This is a genomic window from Caballeronia choica (genome assembly GCF_001544535.1).
GTDB classification, from domain to species: Bacteria; Pseudomonadota; Gammaproteobacteria; order Burkholderiales; family Burkholderiaceae; genus Caballeronia; species Caballeronia choica.
Genome location: NZ_FCON02000070.1, coordinates 25,951 through 39,868 on the forward strand (window position 1 = coordinate 25,951; position 13,918 = coordinate 39,868).

16 protein-coding genes are annotated in these 13,918 nt (G+C 62.4%); 10 read left to right on the forward strand and 6 right to left on the reverse strand.

Annotation, left to right across the window (positions count from 1 at the left end):
* Positions 1-20 precede the first annotated feature (20 nt).
* Positions 21-749: a GntR family transcriptional regulator gene (locus tag AWB68_RS25910; protein ID WP_160110066.1), complete on the reverse strand. Its 729-nt coding sequence runs from the start codon at positions 747-749 to the stop codon at positions 21-23.
* A 257-nt stretch (positions 750-1,006) separates the two neighbouring features.
* On the opposite strand from AWB68_RS25910, the gene AWB68_RS25915 reads away from it, so the two are divergent.
* From AWB68_RS25915 to AWB68_RS25945, 7 genes are all read left to right on the forward strand, one after another.
* The gene (locus AWB68_RS25915) at positions 1,007-1,993 is read left to right on the forward strand and encodes an ABC transporter substrate-binding protein (protein ID WP_087647199.1); all 987 of its coding nucleotides are present in this window, start codon (positions 1,007-1,009) and stop codon (positions 1,991-1,993) included.
* Positions 1,994-2,001: 8 nt separating this feature from the next.
* Positions 2,002-2,838: an ABC transporter ATP-binding protein gene (locus AWB68_RS25920; protein ID WP_087647200.1), complete on the forward strand. Its 837-nt coding sequence runs from the start codon at positions 2,002-2,004 to the stop codon at positions 2,836-2,838.
* On the forward strand, positions 2,835-3,593 hold the full coding sequence (locus tag AWB68_RS25925; RefSeq protein ID WP_087647201.1) for an ABC transporter permease: 759 nt from the start codon (positions 2,835-2,837) through the stop codon (positions 3,591-3,593). Before AWB68_RS25920 ends, AWB68_RS25925 begins: the two co-directional genes overlap by 4 nt.
* Positions 3,590-4,366, forward strand: a complete 777-nt coding sequence (locus tag AWB68_RS25930; protein WP_087647202.1) for an ABC transporter permease — start codon at positions 3,590-3,592, stop codon at positions 4,364-4,366. Before AWB68_RS25925 ends, AWB68_RS25930 begins: the two co-directional genes overlap by 4 nt.
* Before the next feature lie 27 nt (positions 4,367-4,393).
* Positions 4,394-5,164 (forward strand): glutaredoxin domain-containing protein, encoded by a 771-nt coding sequence (locus AWB68_RS25935; RefSeq protein WP_087647203.1) that lies wholly within the window; start codon positions 4,394-4,396, stop codon positions 5,162-5,164.
* A gap of 809 nt (positions 5,165-5,973) precedes the next feature.
* Entirely contained in the window at positions 5,974-6,252 is a 279-nt protein-coding gene (locus AWB68_RS25940; RefSeq protein WP_087647204.1) for a YlcI/YnfO family protein, read from the forward strand.
* Entirely contained in the window at positions 6,249-6,557 is a 309-nt protein-coding gene (locus AWB68_RS25945) for a type II toxin-antitoxin system RelE/ParE family toxin (protein WP_087647205.1), read from the forward strand. Before AWB68_RS25940 ends, AWB68_RS25945 begins: the two co-directional genes overlap by 4 nt.
* Positions 6,558-6,611: 54 nt before the next feature.
* On the opposite strand, the gene AWB68_RS49660 is transcribed toward AWB68_RS25945, so the two are convergent.
* Positions 6,612-7,325, reverse strand: coding sequence for a coiled-coil domain-containing protein (locus AWB68_RS49660; RefSeq protein WP_235028504.1), 714 nt, complete (start codon positions 7,323-7,325; stop codon positions 6,612-6,614).
* Between AWB68_RS49660 and AWB68_RS25950 the strand changes: the two genes are divergently transcribed.
* From AWB68_RS25950 to AWB68_RS25955, 3 genes are all read left to right on the forward strand, one after another.
* Positions 7,299-8,429 carry a tyrosine-type recombinase/integrase gene (locus tag AWB68_RS25950; RefSeq protein WP_374729608.1) on the forward strand — a complete coding sequence of 377 codons (1,131 nt, stop codon included), beginning with the start codon at positions 7,299-7,301 and terminating at the stop codon, positions 8,427-8,429. The genes AWB68_RS49660 and AWB68_RS25950 overlap by 27 nt on opposite strands.
* 199 nt (positions 8,430-8,628) lie before the next feature.
* On the forward strand, positions 8,629-8,793 hold the full coding sequence (locus AWB68_RS49665) for a hypothetical protein (protein ID WP_235028501.1): 165 nt from the start codon (positions 8,629-8,631) through the stop codon (positions 8,791-8,793).
* Positions 8,768-9,076: a DUF1214 domain-containing protein gene (locus tag AWB68_RS25955; RefSeq protein WP_235028502.1), complete on the forward strand. Its 309-nt coding sequence runs from the start codon at positions 8,768-8,770 to the stop codon at positions 9,074-9,076. The genes AWB68_RS49665 and AWB68_RS25955 overlap by 26 nt, the downstream gene beginning before the upstream one ends.
* Before the next feature lie 167 nt (positions 9,077-9,243).
* Here AWB68_RS25955 and AWB68_RS25960 read toward each other — a convergent pair whose 3' ends face one another.
* The 4 genes from AWB68_RS25960 to AWB68_RS25975 form a co-directional block, all read right to left on the reverse strand.
* Positions 9,244-10,368 carry an acyl-CoA dehydrogenase family protein gene (locus AWB68_RS25960; protein WP_087647208.1) on the reverse strand — a complete coding sequence of 375 codons (1,125 nt, stop codon included), beginning with the start codon at positions 10,366-10,368 and terminating at the stop codon, positions 9,244-9,246.
* Positions 10,369-10,384: 16 nt separating this feature from the next.
* On the reverse strand, positions 10,385-11,548 hold the full coding sequence (locus AWB68_RS25965) for an acyl-CoA dehydrogenase family protein (RefSeq protein ID WP_087647209.1): 1,164 nt from the start codon (positions 11,546-11,548) through the stop codon (positions 10,385-10,387).
* 64 nt (positions 11,549-11,612) lie between these two features.
* On the reverse strand, positions 11,613-13,166 hold the full coding sequence (locus tag AWB68_RS25970) for a long-chain-fatty-acid--CoA ligase (protein ID WP_087647210.1): 1,554 nt from the start codon (positions 13,164-13,166) through the stop codon (positions 11,613-11,615).
* Positions 13,167-13,288: 122 nt separating this feature from the next.
* A partial coding sequence (locus tag AWB68_RS25975; RefSeq protein WP_087647211.1) for an SDR family NAD(P)-dependent oxidoreductase occupies positions 13,289-13,918 on the reverse strand: 630 nt, incomplete at its 5' end.

Here is a 13,918-nt window from a genome sequence, read left to right on the forward strand (position 1 = left end):
CGGCACTCATGGAGCGTCACTCATACGGCGTCACCCGGCAGCTTCAACTCTGGCAGTTTCACCAGTTCATCGGCTGAATGCCACAGATGCCGGCACATGGCTTCTGCGGCAGCGTCCGGGTCGCCCGCCAGGATTCCGGTCGCGATCGCCTCGTGTTCAGCAAGCGCATTGCGCACGATTTGGTCAACGCCAATGCGCTGGCGCAGCTGAATCATGAACACCGGCAGTTGATACTTGTCGATCAATTCGCTTAATTGAGGATTGCCGCACATGTCCACGATGATCCTGTGGAACTGCCGGTTGTCCACTACGAACGCCTGGAAATCGGGCTGCGTGAAATGACGCCTTCCACGCTCAAGCACTTCGGTAAAGCGGGCGCGGTTGTCGCCCACATCGATCATTTGGGCCGCACGCCGCGCCGCATAGCCTTCGAGCGCCTCGCGGATCTGATAGATGTGCGCGATTTCATCGACGGATAAACGGCGCACCACCGCACCGCGATTCGGAATGAGATCGACGAGGCCATCGGCGGCAAGACGCCGGAACGCTTCGCGCAGCGGGCCGCGGCTAATGCCGAGTTCCTCGACCAGATCGCGCGATATCAACCGCTGACCGGGCACGAGACTGCCCTCGAGGATCTTGCGCTTGAGCAGGTCGGCGGTGCGATCGACCGTCTCGCCGGTGCGCAGGACCGGTTCGAGCGAGGCGTGGCCGGCGTCGTCAGCGGGTTCGACTGATTCGTAATTCATGGTCTGCATGGTTGGACACAGCGCAAGCCGCCGTGCTGTTTGGGTAAAGTATCCACTAAAAGTGTAGGACAAACCTAGTGAAATACTGATTAATCGACACGGTACTTACCCTCGGCTGAGGCGCCGATTGCCCTTCCCACGGCGCTGTAGCCTGGATTTAGGTGTAAACAAGCATGCAACGAGCTCCTCCTCGCCTTAAAACGTGTCCTACACTTTCGGCACACACCATTCAAAACCTGAAGTTCAGGAGACATCCGATGAAAGCCATCCACGCCCTGCTGCGGCTTGCCACTTTCGCCGCATTCGTGACTGCGAGCGTTGCGAGCACCGCAAGCCAGGCCGCTACGCTGACCGTGACTCACTGGATCGATGGCATGTATGGCGTGCCCTTCGCGGTGGCGCTGGACAAAGGCTACTTCAAGCAGAGCGGCGTCGACGTCACCGGTTTCATCACATCGGAAGGCGGCGGCACGTCGGTGCGCAACGCCATGGCGTCCGAGATTCCATACGGCGAAGTCGCGTTACCGGCGGCCATCGCCGCGATCAAGCAAGGTGTGCCGATCACGATCGTCCATAGCGGCGTGCAGAGCGTCGCGGACTTGCTATGGGTGCAGTTGAAGGACTCGAACGTGAACGGCATCGCGCAGATGAAAGGCAAGACCATAGGCTATAGCAGCCCGAAGTCGATGACCGAAATGATCACGATCGTCGCACTCGAGCGCGCGGGATTGACCGGCCAGGTTCAGCGCAAGCCCGTTGGCGCATCCGGCACGATGATGATCGCGCTGCAGCAGCACGCCGTGGATGTCGCGTACATGACCGAACCCTCGTTCAGCGCACGCAAGGATCAGTTGAAGATCGCGTTTCGCTCGACCGACATCGTGCCCGCCGAAACGCAGACCGTGGGCGTCGTGCGCACCGACTACCTGAAGGCGCATCCGGAGACGGTAAAGGCGATTATCGATGCGCGCAGCAAGGGCGTGCGCTACATCACGGCGCATCGTGAGGAATCCGCGCAAATTCTCGCGAAGGCATACAAGATCGACCCGGCGGTCGCCAAATCCGCGATCGACAACTGCCTCAACACGGACCCGAATTACTGGAGCACAGGCCGCTTCAACTACACGAGCATGGACGAAGTGCTCAAGGGTCTCGTGCTGATCAAGGCGATCGAGCCGGGCCCGTTCGACTGGAAGACGATCGTCGATGAATCCATGCTGCCGGCAAGCGAGCGTTCCAAGTGAGGTTGTCAATGAAACGCGTACCGCTAATGGTGGTGCCGGATCGCACGCCGTCCACGATCCATGCTGCCCTCACCGACGTCACCCGCATCTACGCCGGCCAGAAAGGCAAGCCGCCGTTTCATGCGCTCGGCCCCGTCAGCCTGGATCTCCAGGCAGGCGAGTTCTTCTCCGTGGTCGGCCCGTCCGGCTGCGGCAAGTCCACGCTGCTCGACGTCATCGCGGGCCTCAATGCCGCGAGTTCCGGGACCGTCACGTTTGAAGGCGCGCCGGTGCGCGACAAAGTGCCGGAAGGCGTCGCTATAGTCTTCCAGGAGGACGCGACGTTTCCCTGGCTCGACGTCTACGATAACGCCGCGTTCGGGGCGCGCCGCGCCGGCGTCGCCGAGAACGAGATCCGCGAGCGTGTGGAGCATGCGCTCGCGTTCATGGGTCTCAAGGCGTTCACGCATGCGTATCCGGCGCAGCTCTCAGGCGGCATGCGCCAGCGCGTGTGCATTGCCCGCGCGATGGTCGTTCGTCCACGCCTCATGCTGCTTGACGAACCCTTCGGCGCGCTCGATCAGCAAACGCGCCTGCTGATGGGCGAAGAGATGCTCAATCTCTGGCGCGAGACAGGGGCGACGGTGATGCTGATTACCCATTCCATCGACGAAGCCGTGCTGCTCTCCGACCGTATCGGCGTGATGTCGTCATGTCCGGGACGCTTCATTGAAACGATACATACAGGCTGGTCACGGCAGCGCGACAGCAACACCGCGCTCGACCCGCGCTTCGGCGAACTGACGGCGAAGGTCTGGGGCCTGTTGCGAGGCGAGGCGCTGAAAGCGCTCGGAAACCAGTCATGAAGCTCGCCGCGCGGTGGCGTCTGTCGCTCGTCGTGGCGTTTGTCGTCGCGCTGGAAGTCGCGAGCCGGCGCGCCTGGATCGATCCCGTCTCGTTCATTCCTCCCTCGAAAATGGCGGAAGGCGCGTGGGCGCTGCTGGCGTCGGGCGACTACACGAACGACATCCTGCAGACGCTTGCCAATGCGTCGCTCGCGGTACTGCTCGCGGTCGCGGGCGGCTTCTTCTTCGGCGTGTGCCTGTTCAAGCTGCCGCGCCTGCGCCGCGTTGTCGATCCGCTCCTGCTCTCCTACTACGCCGTGCCCATCTTCGTGGTGTATCCGGTGCTGATTGTCATCTTCGGCCTGAACCGCTGGCCGCTGGTTGCGATCGGCTTTCTGTTCGGCGTCGTCGCGATGGCGACCAACACGCTCAACGGACTCGAACGCGTTCCGCGCGTGCTGATGCGCTCGGCGCGCGCGATGCGCATGAGCACGATCGATGAAATCCGGCTGATCACACTACCCGCAAGCCTGCCGTTTGTGTTCACGGGCGTCAAGCTGGCGGTGGTGTATGCGTTCATCGCGGTGATCGCGGGCGAGTTCGTGCTGGCCGGTTCGGGCTTCGGGTTCCGGATCGCATATGCGTATAACAACTTCGATAACCCGACGATGTACGGCCTCATGCTTCTGCTACTCGTATTCGTCGGCACGCTGAACATGCTGCTGCACATGGCCGAAGAACGTCTCTACAGCCGCACCCGGAGGGCGTCCGCATGAGCACGTTATTAAGTTCACCGCTCAAGCCGGCGCATCAGCACCGCAAGTGGAGCGATGGCGCGCTGCTCGTCGTCGCGCTCCTCGCGCTTTGGCAGATGGCAAGCTCGCTGCTCGGCGCCGAGGTGCTGCCCGGTCCGTGGCTCACGTTCCTCAAGCTCAAGTCGATCTTGAGCGACGACGACTTCCCGGATAACCTGCGCGTGACGTCGGTCGCGTTCGCGCTGGGCTTCGCGATATCGTGCATCGGCGGCGTATGCCTCGGCCTGGTGCTCGGCGCGCGACGCCTGGCGGGCGACATCGTCGAACCGATCCTGATGGCGTTCTATGCCATTCCGAAGATCACGCTCTACCCCGTCGTGCTGCTGATGTTCGGGCTCGGGCTTTACGCAAAGGTCACGTTCGGCGTGATCCACGGCATCATCCCGATCACCATTTTCACGATGAACGCCGTGCGCAACATGCGTCCCGTGTTCGCGCGCACGGCGCGTGCGTGCCGGCTGTCGCCGGTGGCGTATGCACGTTACGTATTGCTGCCGGCCGCCGTGCCCGAAGTGCTTGCGGGCTTGCGTATCGGCTTTTCGTTGACGTTGCTCGGCACGCTGATCGGCGAGATGTTCGCGTCGCAAAGCGGTATCGGACACATGCTGATGATCGCGATGGGCCGCAACGATTCGCAGACCATCATGGCGCTCGCAAGTCTTCTTTTCATTTTCGCGACCGTAGTGAATCTCGCGCTGCTGAAGTGGCATCAACGCCTGGTCAAAGCCCCCTGACCGATACGTTCATCCTGGAGAACGACAATGACCGAGACACCGACGGCCGCGCGCATCAAGGTATTCTGGCAACCGGGGTGTTCGTCGTGCCTGCGCACGAAAGAGTTTCTGACGGAACAGGGTATCGAGTATGAATCGCTGGACGTTCATAACGATCCGGCCGCACGCGCTCAACTGATTGAACTTGGCGCGCGCAGCGTGCCGGTGGTATCGATCGGTAAGCGTTATACGTTCTGCCAGTCGATCCACGACGTCATCAAGTTCCTCGATCTGAAAACCCGCGTGATGGAGCCGCTTCCGCCCGTGCAACTCATGTCGAAGCTCGACTTGCTGATGAACGCGAACGCACGCTACGTGCGTCAGTTCACGCCCGAGCAGCTCAAGACGCCTTTCCGCAACCGCAACCGGACGCCAGCGGGACTTGCGTTTCACATATTCCGCGTCGCCGAGATGGGCATGGAAGCGGCGCAAGGTATTGCGTTGCGCTTCGAATCATTCGATGAACTTCCGCCCGCTGACTGGAGCGGTGAGGACATCGCAAGGTGGGGCGAGGACGTGCATGCACGGTTCCTGGCGTGGTGGGACACGCAGAAGGATCTGGGCACGGACTTCACGGTGCAAACCTATTATGGTGTCCGGCCATTTCACGAAGTCCTCGAACGCACCGCGTGGCATGCCGCCCAGCATACGCGGCAGGTCATGCTGATACTGGAGAGCAACGGTATCAAGCCGGATGAGCCGGTGACTGCAGCCGATCTTGAAGGGTTGCCGATTCCGCACGAGGTGTGGGACCGGTGAATCTGAGTAAGATGGTGTTCGCCAGATACGTCCTCAATGCGATCAATAACGCCAACTCGAGCCACCGTCGCCTTGCCGAACGAGGCTTCGGGATTGAATGGTTTAGCGCGCGCTACACTGGGTGAGCAACGCATTTCTTGGCCTTTGGCAAACTCGTCCCTCCCGCCGCGGTGCATCCTCGCTATTGGTGCATCGTGTGGAGGGAGCATGCCGCATTCCCAGAATAGATGGCGGTAACGCAATGGCTCCTGCAGGGCGCTTACAAACCGCGTCAGCAAGCCAAGCGCAAAGCAGGCTCGGCCACGCACTCTACCTCGAAGCATGCGCGGCAAGGGCTGTATCACTTCACAGTCGGTGGCGCGGTCGGATCAAGTGCGGATTAGCGTCCTTTTTTCGCCACAACTACTGAAGCCTATCCGCCTGTCGCGCTGCTGTCCTTTTCTTGTCCAACGCGAGCGCCGCGAGAAGACTGATGTCAGCATTGATTGCCAGCCAGACACCGACCATCGCACTGCTGTGAAATGTGTGGGTCAGCCATGTCAGGGATCGCAGGCGCGAAGCCAGCCAGAACGGCAGCGGCTACAGCCTGGGCGAACGAGTACCCCCAGGTTCGCGCATCGGGAGAATCAAGTCCGACCACTTGGCGCCGTTGAAGAACCCACTTCTGGCCGAAGGGTGGTGCACCCAGCAGTCAGGGACGCGCGACTAGCTGCCAGCGCTATGATGACCCCAAATAACCTCACCGGGCTTTGCGCTCAAACCGAAAACAGGGCAAAATGTATCGCAATTGCGATGCAGGAGTTTCCATCATGAAAACCGCCACATTCCCCTCCGTGCGGGTAGAGCCGGAATTGCGCGAGGCAGCCGAAAGCGTGCTGTCCGATGGGGAGAGCCTATCGGCGTTTGTCGAACAGTCAATCCGCGCCAATATTGAGCGGCGACGTTTGCAGGGTGATTTTGTTGCCCGCGGGCTCGCTTCGCGCGACCTAGCCAAGGAGAACGGTCAGTACGTGTCGGCCGATGAAGTCGTGTCTACGCTGGAAGGTCGGCTTGCGGAAGCCAAGTCGGGTCGCACGCTCGCTCGATGACGTTCGCGGTTCGTTTTACCCTTGAAGCCGCGGCCGATCTCGAGCGACTTTACGAATTTATCCTTGAGCGCGATGCCACTGATTTCAAGCTTGCCGAAAACGCTCTGCAGGCGATTCGCGACGGCGTCGCAACGCTCAGGAGTTCGCCTTTCACGTGCCGCAAAGCGCGATCTGAAGCGCCGTTTCTGCGGGAGTTGATCATTCCATTTGGGCGCAGCGGATACGTCGCATTGTTTGAAATCGAAGACAGTGAAACGGTCACGGTGCTGGCCATCCGGCACCAACTGGAGGACGACTATCACTGAGGCTCCAGCATCTGTTTCCAAAGTAACCGCGCATCGGCACCTCCGATTCGTTCCTCACTTCGGGCCGACCTGACGCTTTGACGATTTCTTTGGCGGCACTTCTTGTCTGCCGCTCGCCTTCGTCGCTGTCGTGCCGCGGGGGGATCGCTCGGCCGACGCGTGCTCGAGACGTCGCGTTGCGGCGCGGGTCAGTTGATCTTGAGCGCGCGCTAACTGGACGCTTAACGCCTTGTTCTCAGCCTGCCCGGCCGAGAGATTCCCTTCCAGGATACCCACCTGATGACGCAAGTCGCCGACTTGCGCCTGCAGCGCCGCTTCCTGCTTCCGATAGCGCTCGTCGCGCTGCTCCGACTTGCGCACCAGGTCGTCGAGCGCTTTCTGCGCGCGGCTCGCCGCGACCCGCTCGCGGTCGATCTCGAGCAACGCGCGCGTCTCGGTGGCCCGCAGCCGCTCCTCGGCCAGTTCACCGGCTGCGCGTTGCTTCTCGAGTTCCGCCGCAAAATCCCTCCGGGCCGCCTCCAGCTCACGCTGCAACTCGGCCTGTTCCCGTTGCGCGCGTTGCAACTGCGATTTGAATGCTTCGCAGGCGGCCGTCACCGCCGCCACTTGCTGCTCGAGTTCGGCGCCCTTCGCGCGGGCGCTGTCCACTGCCGCCGCACTGCCGGTCAATTCCTGCCGCAGTCCGTTTTTAGCCCCAGCGACGCGCCTGGGAGCGCGCTCGCCCCGCTCGAACGCGCCCAGTTGCCGTCCGAACTCGATGGCCGTCATGGTCTGAACCGCGCGATCGGCGTGCGCGCACAGATCGCCGCCGATCACGATATCGACGCGATCAAGGCGTGGCTCGCGCGCTTCGTCGAGTCCCAAGCCACCTTCGACAGCTATCGCAAGGAAGCCGAGCGTCTGCTGCTGTGGTCGACCGTCGAGTTGCGCAAGCCGCTCTCCTCGCTCACGCACGAGGATCTGCTTGGCTATCAGCGCTTCCTGGCCGATCCGCAACCTGCTGCGCGCTGGGTGATGCACGGGCGCAAGGTCGCGCGGGCCGAACCCGACTGGCGGCCGTTTGCGGGACCGCTGTCGCCGGCCAGCCAGCGGCAGGCGTTCGTGATCCTGAATACGCTGTTTGCGTGGCTCGTCACCGCCGGCTATCTGGCGGGCAATCCGCTGTCGTTGTCACGCCAGCGGGCGCGCAAGTCGAAGCCGCGGGTGACCCGCTACCTCGAGGACGATCTGTGGCAGGCGCTCAAACACTCCGTCGAAGTGATGCCGCGGGACACCGCGCGCGAGCAGGAACACCACGCGCGGGTGCGCTGGCTGATTTCATTGCTGTATCTGATGGGGCTGCGAATTTCGGAAGTCGTGGGCAATCCGATGGGCGGGTTCTTCAAGCGGCGCGACCGCGACGGCCAGGAGCGCTGGTGGCTCGCGATCACCGGCAAGGGCAACAAGGAGCGCTTGCTGCCGGCCACTGCGGAGTTGATGGCGGAGCTGGCTCGCTACCGGCGGCACTACGATCTGCCGGCGCTGCCCTACCCGCACGAGCCGACGCCGCTGCTGTTGCCAATCGGTGGCCTCCATCGGCCGATGACGCGCGGTGGCGTGCACCTGATCGTGAAGCAGGTCTTTGAGAATGCGATTGACCATCTCACGTCGAGCGGCGAACCTCGCGAGCGAGCCGCAGAGCGCCTCAGGCAAGCATCGGCCCACTGGCTACGCCATACCGCCGGTTCACACATGATGGACGGCCAGGTTGACCTGCGTTACGTGCGCGACAACCTCGGACACGCATCGATTTCCACCACCAGTCAATACCTGCACGCGGACGACGATGATCGCCATCGGGCAACCGAATCCGGACTCAAACTGAACTGGTAAGGGCCGCATCACTGGTCCCGATCTCACAGCACAACGGCCCTTCATCGCGGCAATCCGGCGACGCGCTTTCGCGCCGAGCCGACAATGGGGCGTCGAGTTCCACGTCGGCAATGGGCCAGATTGCTGACCCGTTTTGACGGGTTCGACGTTCAGTGCGGGCGGTTTCGATATTCTTGTGGCGAACGCGCGGCCATCATCAATGACGCGCAACCGCTGCGGCCTTGGACAGAACGAACTGCAGTTGCGGGTGGATGCTCGATCGGGTTTCATCCAGGAGAACGAGGCGCGCATCCAAGCTTTCGGCGAGGTTCATTGCGGTCTGCATGCCAGAAACTTCAATGATTTCGTCTATGACGCCCTTTAGCAGATCGGAGCTGCAAAACGGTCGGCCATTCCCGTCTATTAGCCAGTACACCGAGCCAATCGTCAATGCCGACGGTTCGATCGACGTGGTGTTTAGCCCGGATGAACCACGGGAAAAGGAAAACTGGATCGGGACGATGCGCGGTAGAGGCTGGTTCCCGATCTTCCGCTTCTACGGGCCTGCGTCACCCTATTTCGACAAGACCTGGAAATTGGAAGACATCGTCGCTATTAAATATGCGAGATCCTCTGCTGTCCCGGTTGGTCTCTTAAGGCAACGCTGATTAAGTCCTTTTGGCCTCTCTGAGAGCCTTGTCGCCACGTAGCCTTCGGCGAAATTCAGGTACTTGTTCAGCGTTGCCTTAAGCAACAAGCACTGGCCTGACCTCGGGTTTGCACTCAACCGGTTCAGCACACGGAGCGCCACCGTTCTTGCGGCGCTCCCACTCTTTCAATAGCCGCTCAGCGTGGCGGCACGGTCCAGATGAAAACGCGTGTCACCGAACAGGGTCTGCAGAACGCCGACGCGCTTCATGAAGAGCCCGATATCGAGTTCATCCGTCATCCCCATGCCGCCGTGCATCTGAACGCCCTCGCGAACGGCGAGGCTCGCCGCTTCGCACGCAAGTGCTTTCGCGCGGGCGACCATCAGGCCGGCGTCGGCTGATCGGCCGGCGAGCGCGTGCAGCGCCTCGGTCAGCATCGAACGCGCGAGTTCGAGTTCGACATACCACTGCGCGGCACGGTGCTGAAGTGCCTGGAACTCGCCGATGAGACGGCCGAACTGGCGTCGCTCTTTCAGATAAGTGGTTGTACGCTCGAATACCGCATCGGCGGCACCGACCAATTGCGCTGCCACGATGGCCCGACCATGGTCGAGCACCTGCGACAACACGCCGTGGCCGCCGTCGATCGCGCCAAGCACGGCATCCGCGTCGACCTTGACGTCCTGCAATCGCACGCGCGCTGCGTTATGTGCGTCGATCATCGCAGCTCGTTCGATGTGCACTCCGGCAGTGTCCCGATCGACCAGAAAGAGCGTCATGCCATGCGCTGACGTGCGTGCCGATACGATCAGGGTTTGCGCCACATGCCCGTCGACAACGAAGATTTTCTCGCCGTTGAGGGCGAAGCCATCACCGTGACGAACAGCGGACAGCGTGACGCTTTCGGGATTGTGTCTGGCGCATTCGTCGGTAGCCAGCGCCAGCACGGTCGTGGACTCGGCGATCGCGGGCAGAAGCCGCTTCTGCTGCGCCTCGTTGCCGGCGCGCTCCAGCGCCACGGCGCCCAGCACGGCAGTGGACAGAAACGGCGAAGGCGTCAGATTGCGCCCCAGTTCCTCAGCCACCAGACCCGCTTCGACGATGCTCAGGCCGAGGCCGCCAAAGCGCTCCGGCACCAGGATGCCGCTGTAACCCTGGTTCGCGAAATCGCGCCACAACGATACGCTGTAGCCGATTGCGTCGCTGCTGTCGCGCAGCGCACGCAGATGAGCCACGGGCGCCGCGTCGGCGAGGAATGCTTTCGCGCTGACGCTCAGCATGCGTTGTTCTTCGTTCGGCAAAAGTGCCATGTTCATCTTCTCCAGTTCAGGCGCCGGGCAGGTCGAGAATGCGCTTGGCGATCACGTTCAGCTGGACTTCGCTCGTGCCGCCTTCGATGGAATTTCCCTTTGAGCGCAGCCAGTCGCCCGCGAGTTCGCCAGTCCATTGCAGCGCGTCGCTGCCCGCGGCAGCCATCGCCAGTTCGTAGCGCCGCTTGTTCAATTCGGCGCCGTAGTACTTGAGCGCGGACGAATACGCCGGATGGGCTTCACCGCGTCGCGCGCGCTCGGCGAATAGCTGCTTCATCGCGCGGAAAGCCGCTTCATCCGCTTCCGCACGGGCGATTTCCGCGCGCAGCGCTGCATCGGGCAGTTTCCCTTGCGCATCCAGCCCCATCCATCTCGCAGCATCCTTCCCCAGCGTGATGCCGGCTTCCGCGTCCATGACGCGCCCGATCATCTCGCGCTCATGCGTGAGCAGGTATTTGGCGATGGTCCATCCGGCGTTCAACTCGCCGACGAGATTCGCCATCGGCACTTTGACGTTGTCGAAATAGGTTTCGCAAAATGGCGACTTGCCTGAGATCAGTTCGATCGGCCGGGTCGCTACGCCGGGGGTGTCCATGTCGAACAGTACGAAACTGATGCCCTCATGCTTTCTGGCGCTGTCGGTGCGCACGAGGCAAAAAATCCAGTCGGACTGGTCGGCATAGGACGTCCAGATCTTCTGCCCGTTGACGATGAAGTGGTCGTCCCCCACTTCGGCACGGGTGGCGATCGAAGCCAGGTCAGAACCCGCATTCGGTTCCGAATACCCCTGGCACCAGCGGATTTCACCCCTGGCGATGCGCGGCAGATGCTCGCGCTTCTGGGCTTCGGAGCCATAGCGCAACAGCGCTGGCCCCAGCATCCAGATGCCAAAGCTATCCAGCGGGGAGCGGCAGCCGAGCGCCCGCATCTCCTCGCGCAGTACTTTCGTTTCGGCACCCGTGAGTCCGCCGCCGCCATACTCGCGCGGCCAGTCGGGCACGGTCCAGCCGCGGCCGGCCATGCGTTCCATCCAGGTGCGCTGCGCCTGCGACGCGAACTTGAATGAGCGGCCGCCCCAGCAAATATCGCTCTCGCCAGCCGACGGCACCCGCATCTCGTGCGGGCAATTCTCCTCCAGCCAGGCCCGCGTTTCGCGGCGGAAAATCTGGATATCCGACATCAATGTCCTCTACGAATAGTTGGGCGCCGGCGCCCTCGCGCCGGTGCCTTGCATTCCATGGTCCTTACTTTTCCCAATAGGGCTTGCGCAACTCGGTCTTGAGCACCTTGCCCACGCCGGAGAGCGGCATGGCGTCCACGAACGAAACGCTGCGCGGACACTTGTATCCCGCGATGAGTTCGCGGCAATGTATCTGGATCTCTTCGAGCGTGACGCTATGGCCCGGCTTCGTGACCACCACCGCGTGCACCGTCTCGCCCCATTTTTCGTGCGGCACGCCGATCACGGCGCATTGCGCCACAGCGGGGTGGCTGACGACGGCGTTCTCGACCTCGGCGGAATAGACGTTCTCTCCGCCGCTCACGATCATGTCCTTCAGACGGTCCACCAGATAGACGAAACCCTCGTCGTCCATGTAGCCGCCGTCGCCGGTATGCATCCATCCGTTGCGAATGGCCTGCGCGGTCGCTTCCGGGCGGTTCCAGTAGCCCAGCATGACGTTCGGGCCACGCACGGCGATTTCCCCTACCGTGCCGCGCGGCACTTCGACGCCATGCACGTCGACGATCTTCACCTCGACCATCGAGACGGCCGTGCCGATCGAGCGCATCTTGCCGCTCGCAATGCCGGCATCCGAGTGAAACTCCGGCATGAGCAGCGTGACGCTGGGCGCGAGTTCCGTCATGCCGTAACCCTGGTAGAAGCGTGCGCTCGGAAACGCTGCCCGAGCACGCGCCAGCAAGGTTTGCGACATCGGTGCCGCGCCATAGATCAGGTTGCGCAGCGACGACAGGTCGAGTTGCGCGGCGCGTTCTGGATTGCGCTCCATCCATTCCAGCGCCATCTGGATCAGCGTGGGTGCGAGCAGAACGTCCGTGACGCGCTCGGCCGAGATCGCCTCGAGCATGCGCTGCGGGTCGTATCCGGGCACCACCACATGCATGCCGCCGGTCGCGAACTGGCTGTTGGTGACTGCAAAGTCCGCCAGGTGGAACATCGGCATGACGTGCAGGAAACGCGAGTCGGCACCGAGCGCACCGGCATTGAGCGTACCGACCGCCGACGAGCAAAGGTTGTTGTGACTGAGCATCACGCCCTTCGGGAAGCCCGTCGTGCCGCCGGTGTAGAAGATGCCCGCCAGATCGTTGCCGTGGCGGTATGCGTCTTCGACCGGCTCGCTCCCTGCGATCAATGCTTCGTAGGACAGCATGCCGGGCGGCAGTTCACCGTCCCCGGCGTAGATCACCTGGCGCAGCGTCTTCGCCTCGCCGGCGAGCCTCGCCCCTATGTTCTTGAAGGTCTCATCGACGATCAGGACCGATGTTTCGGAGTCGTCGAGCGAGTAGCGTATTTCCGCCGGGCTCCAGCGGTAGTTGACGGGGTTGAGCACCGCGCCGGCCCACGGCACGGCCATGAAGTATTCAATGTAGCGCTGCGAATTGAGCGAGAGCATTGCCACACGCTCGCCGGTTTCGACCCCGAGCGCGCGCAAGCCGCCCGCGAGGCGCGCAACACGGTCGGCCAGTTCGGAATAGCTGAGGCCGCGGCCCAGATAGCGCAGCGCCTCGTCCCTGGGACGCCGTTGCAGCGTGCGATGCAAGCCCTGAGTCATGTACATGTGGTGTCCCCTCCTTCTAATGCGCTGTCCGCGGTGCGGGGCGGGCGTCGAAACCCGGCCCGGCCGACAGCGCCCGATTCAGGCCCCGACCCATGATCGACAGGGCCGGAACGTAGTGCAAATCACACGTTGCCGTAGCCGCCGCCGCACACGAGTACCTGACCCGAGACATAGTTGGATTCGGGGGTGCAGAACAGGTACACCGAGCCTGCCGCTTCCGCGGCGGTGCCCGGACGGCCCAACGGAATCGCCTGGCTTGCGCCGTCGATCATCGCCTTCTGCACGCCGACCTTGATCTCGCGGCCTTCAATGTTGACGGTCTTGCTTTCATCGCCGGCCAGCGCCTGCGTCAGACGCGTTTCGATGAAGCCGAACGCCACGGCATTGACGTTGACCTTCAAGCGGCCCCACTCCTTCGCCATGGTCTTGGTCATGCCCAGGATGCCCGCCTTCGCCGACGAGTAATTGATCTGCCCCGCGTTGCCGCCAGCCGCGATGGACGAGATGTTCACCACCTTGCGGAACACTTCGCGGCCTTCGGCTGCTTCAGCCTTGGCGGCAGCGCTGATGATCGGATAGGCTGCGCGCAGGATGCGAAACGGTGCCGTGAGATGGCAGTCCATGATCGCGTACCACTGCTCGTCGCTCATCTTTTGCGCCACGTTGTCCCAGGTAAAGCCAGCGTTGTTGACGATGATGTCGACGCTCTTGAAGTGTTCCACCGCGGTCCCGATGAAACGTTCGGCGAAGTC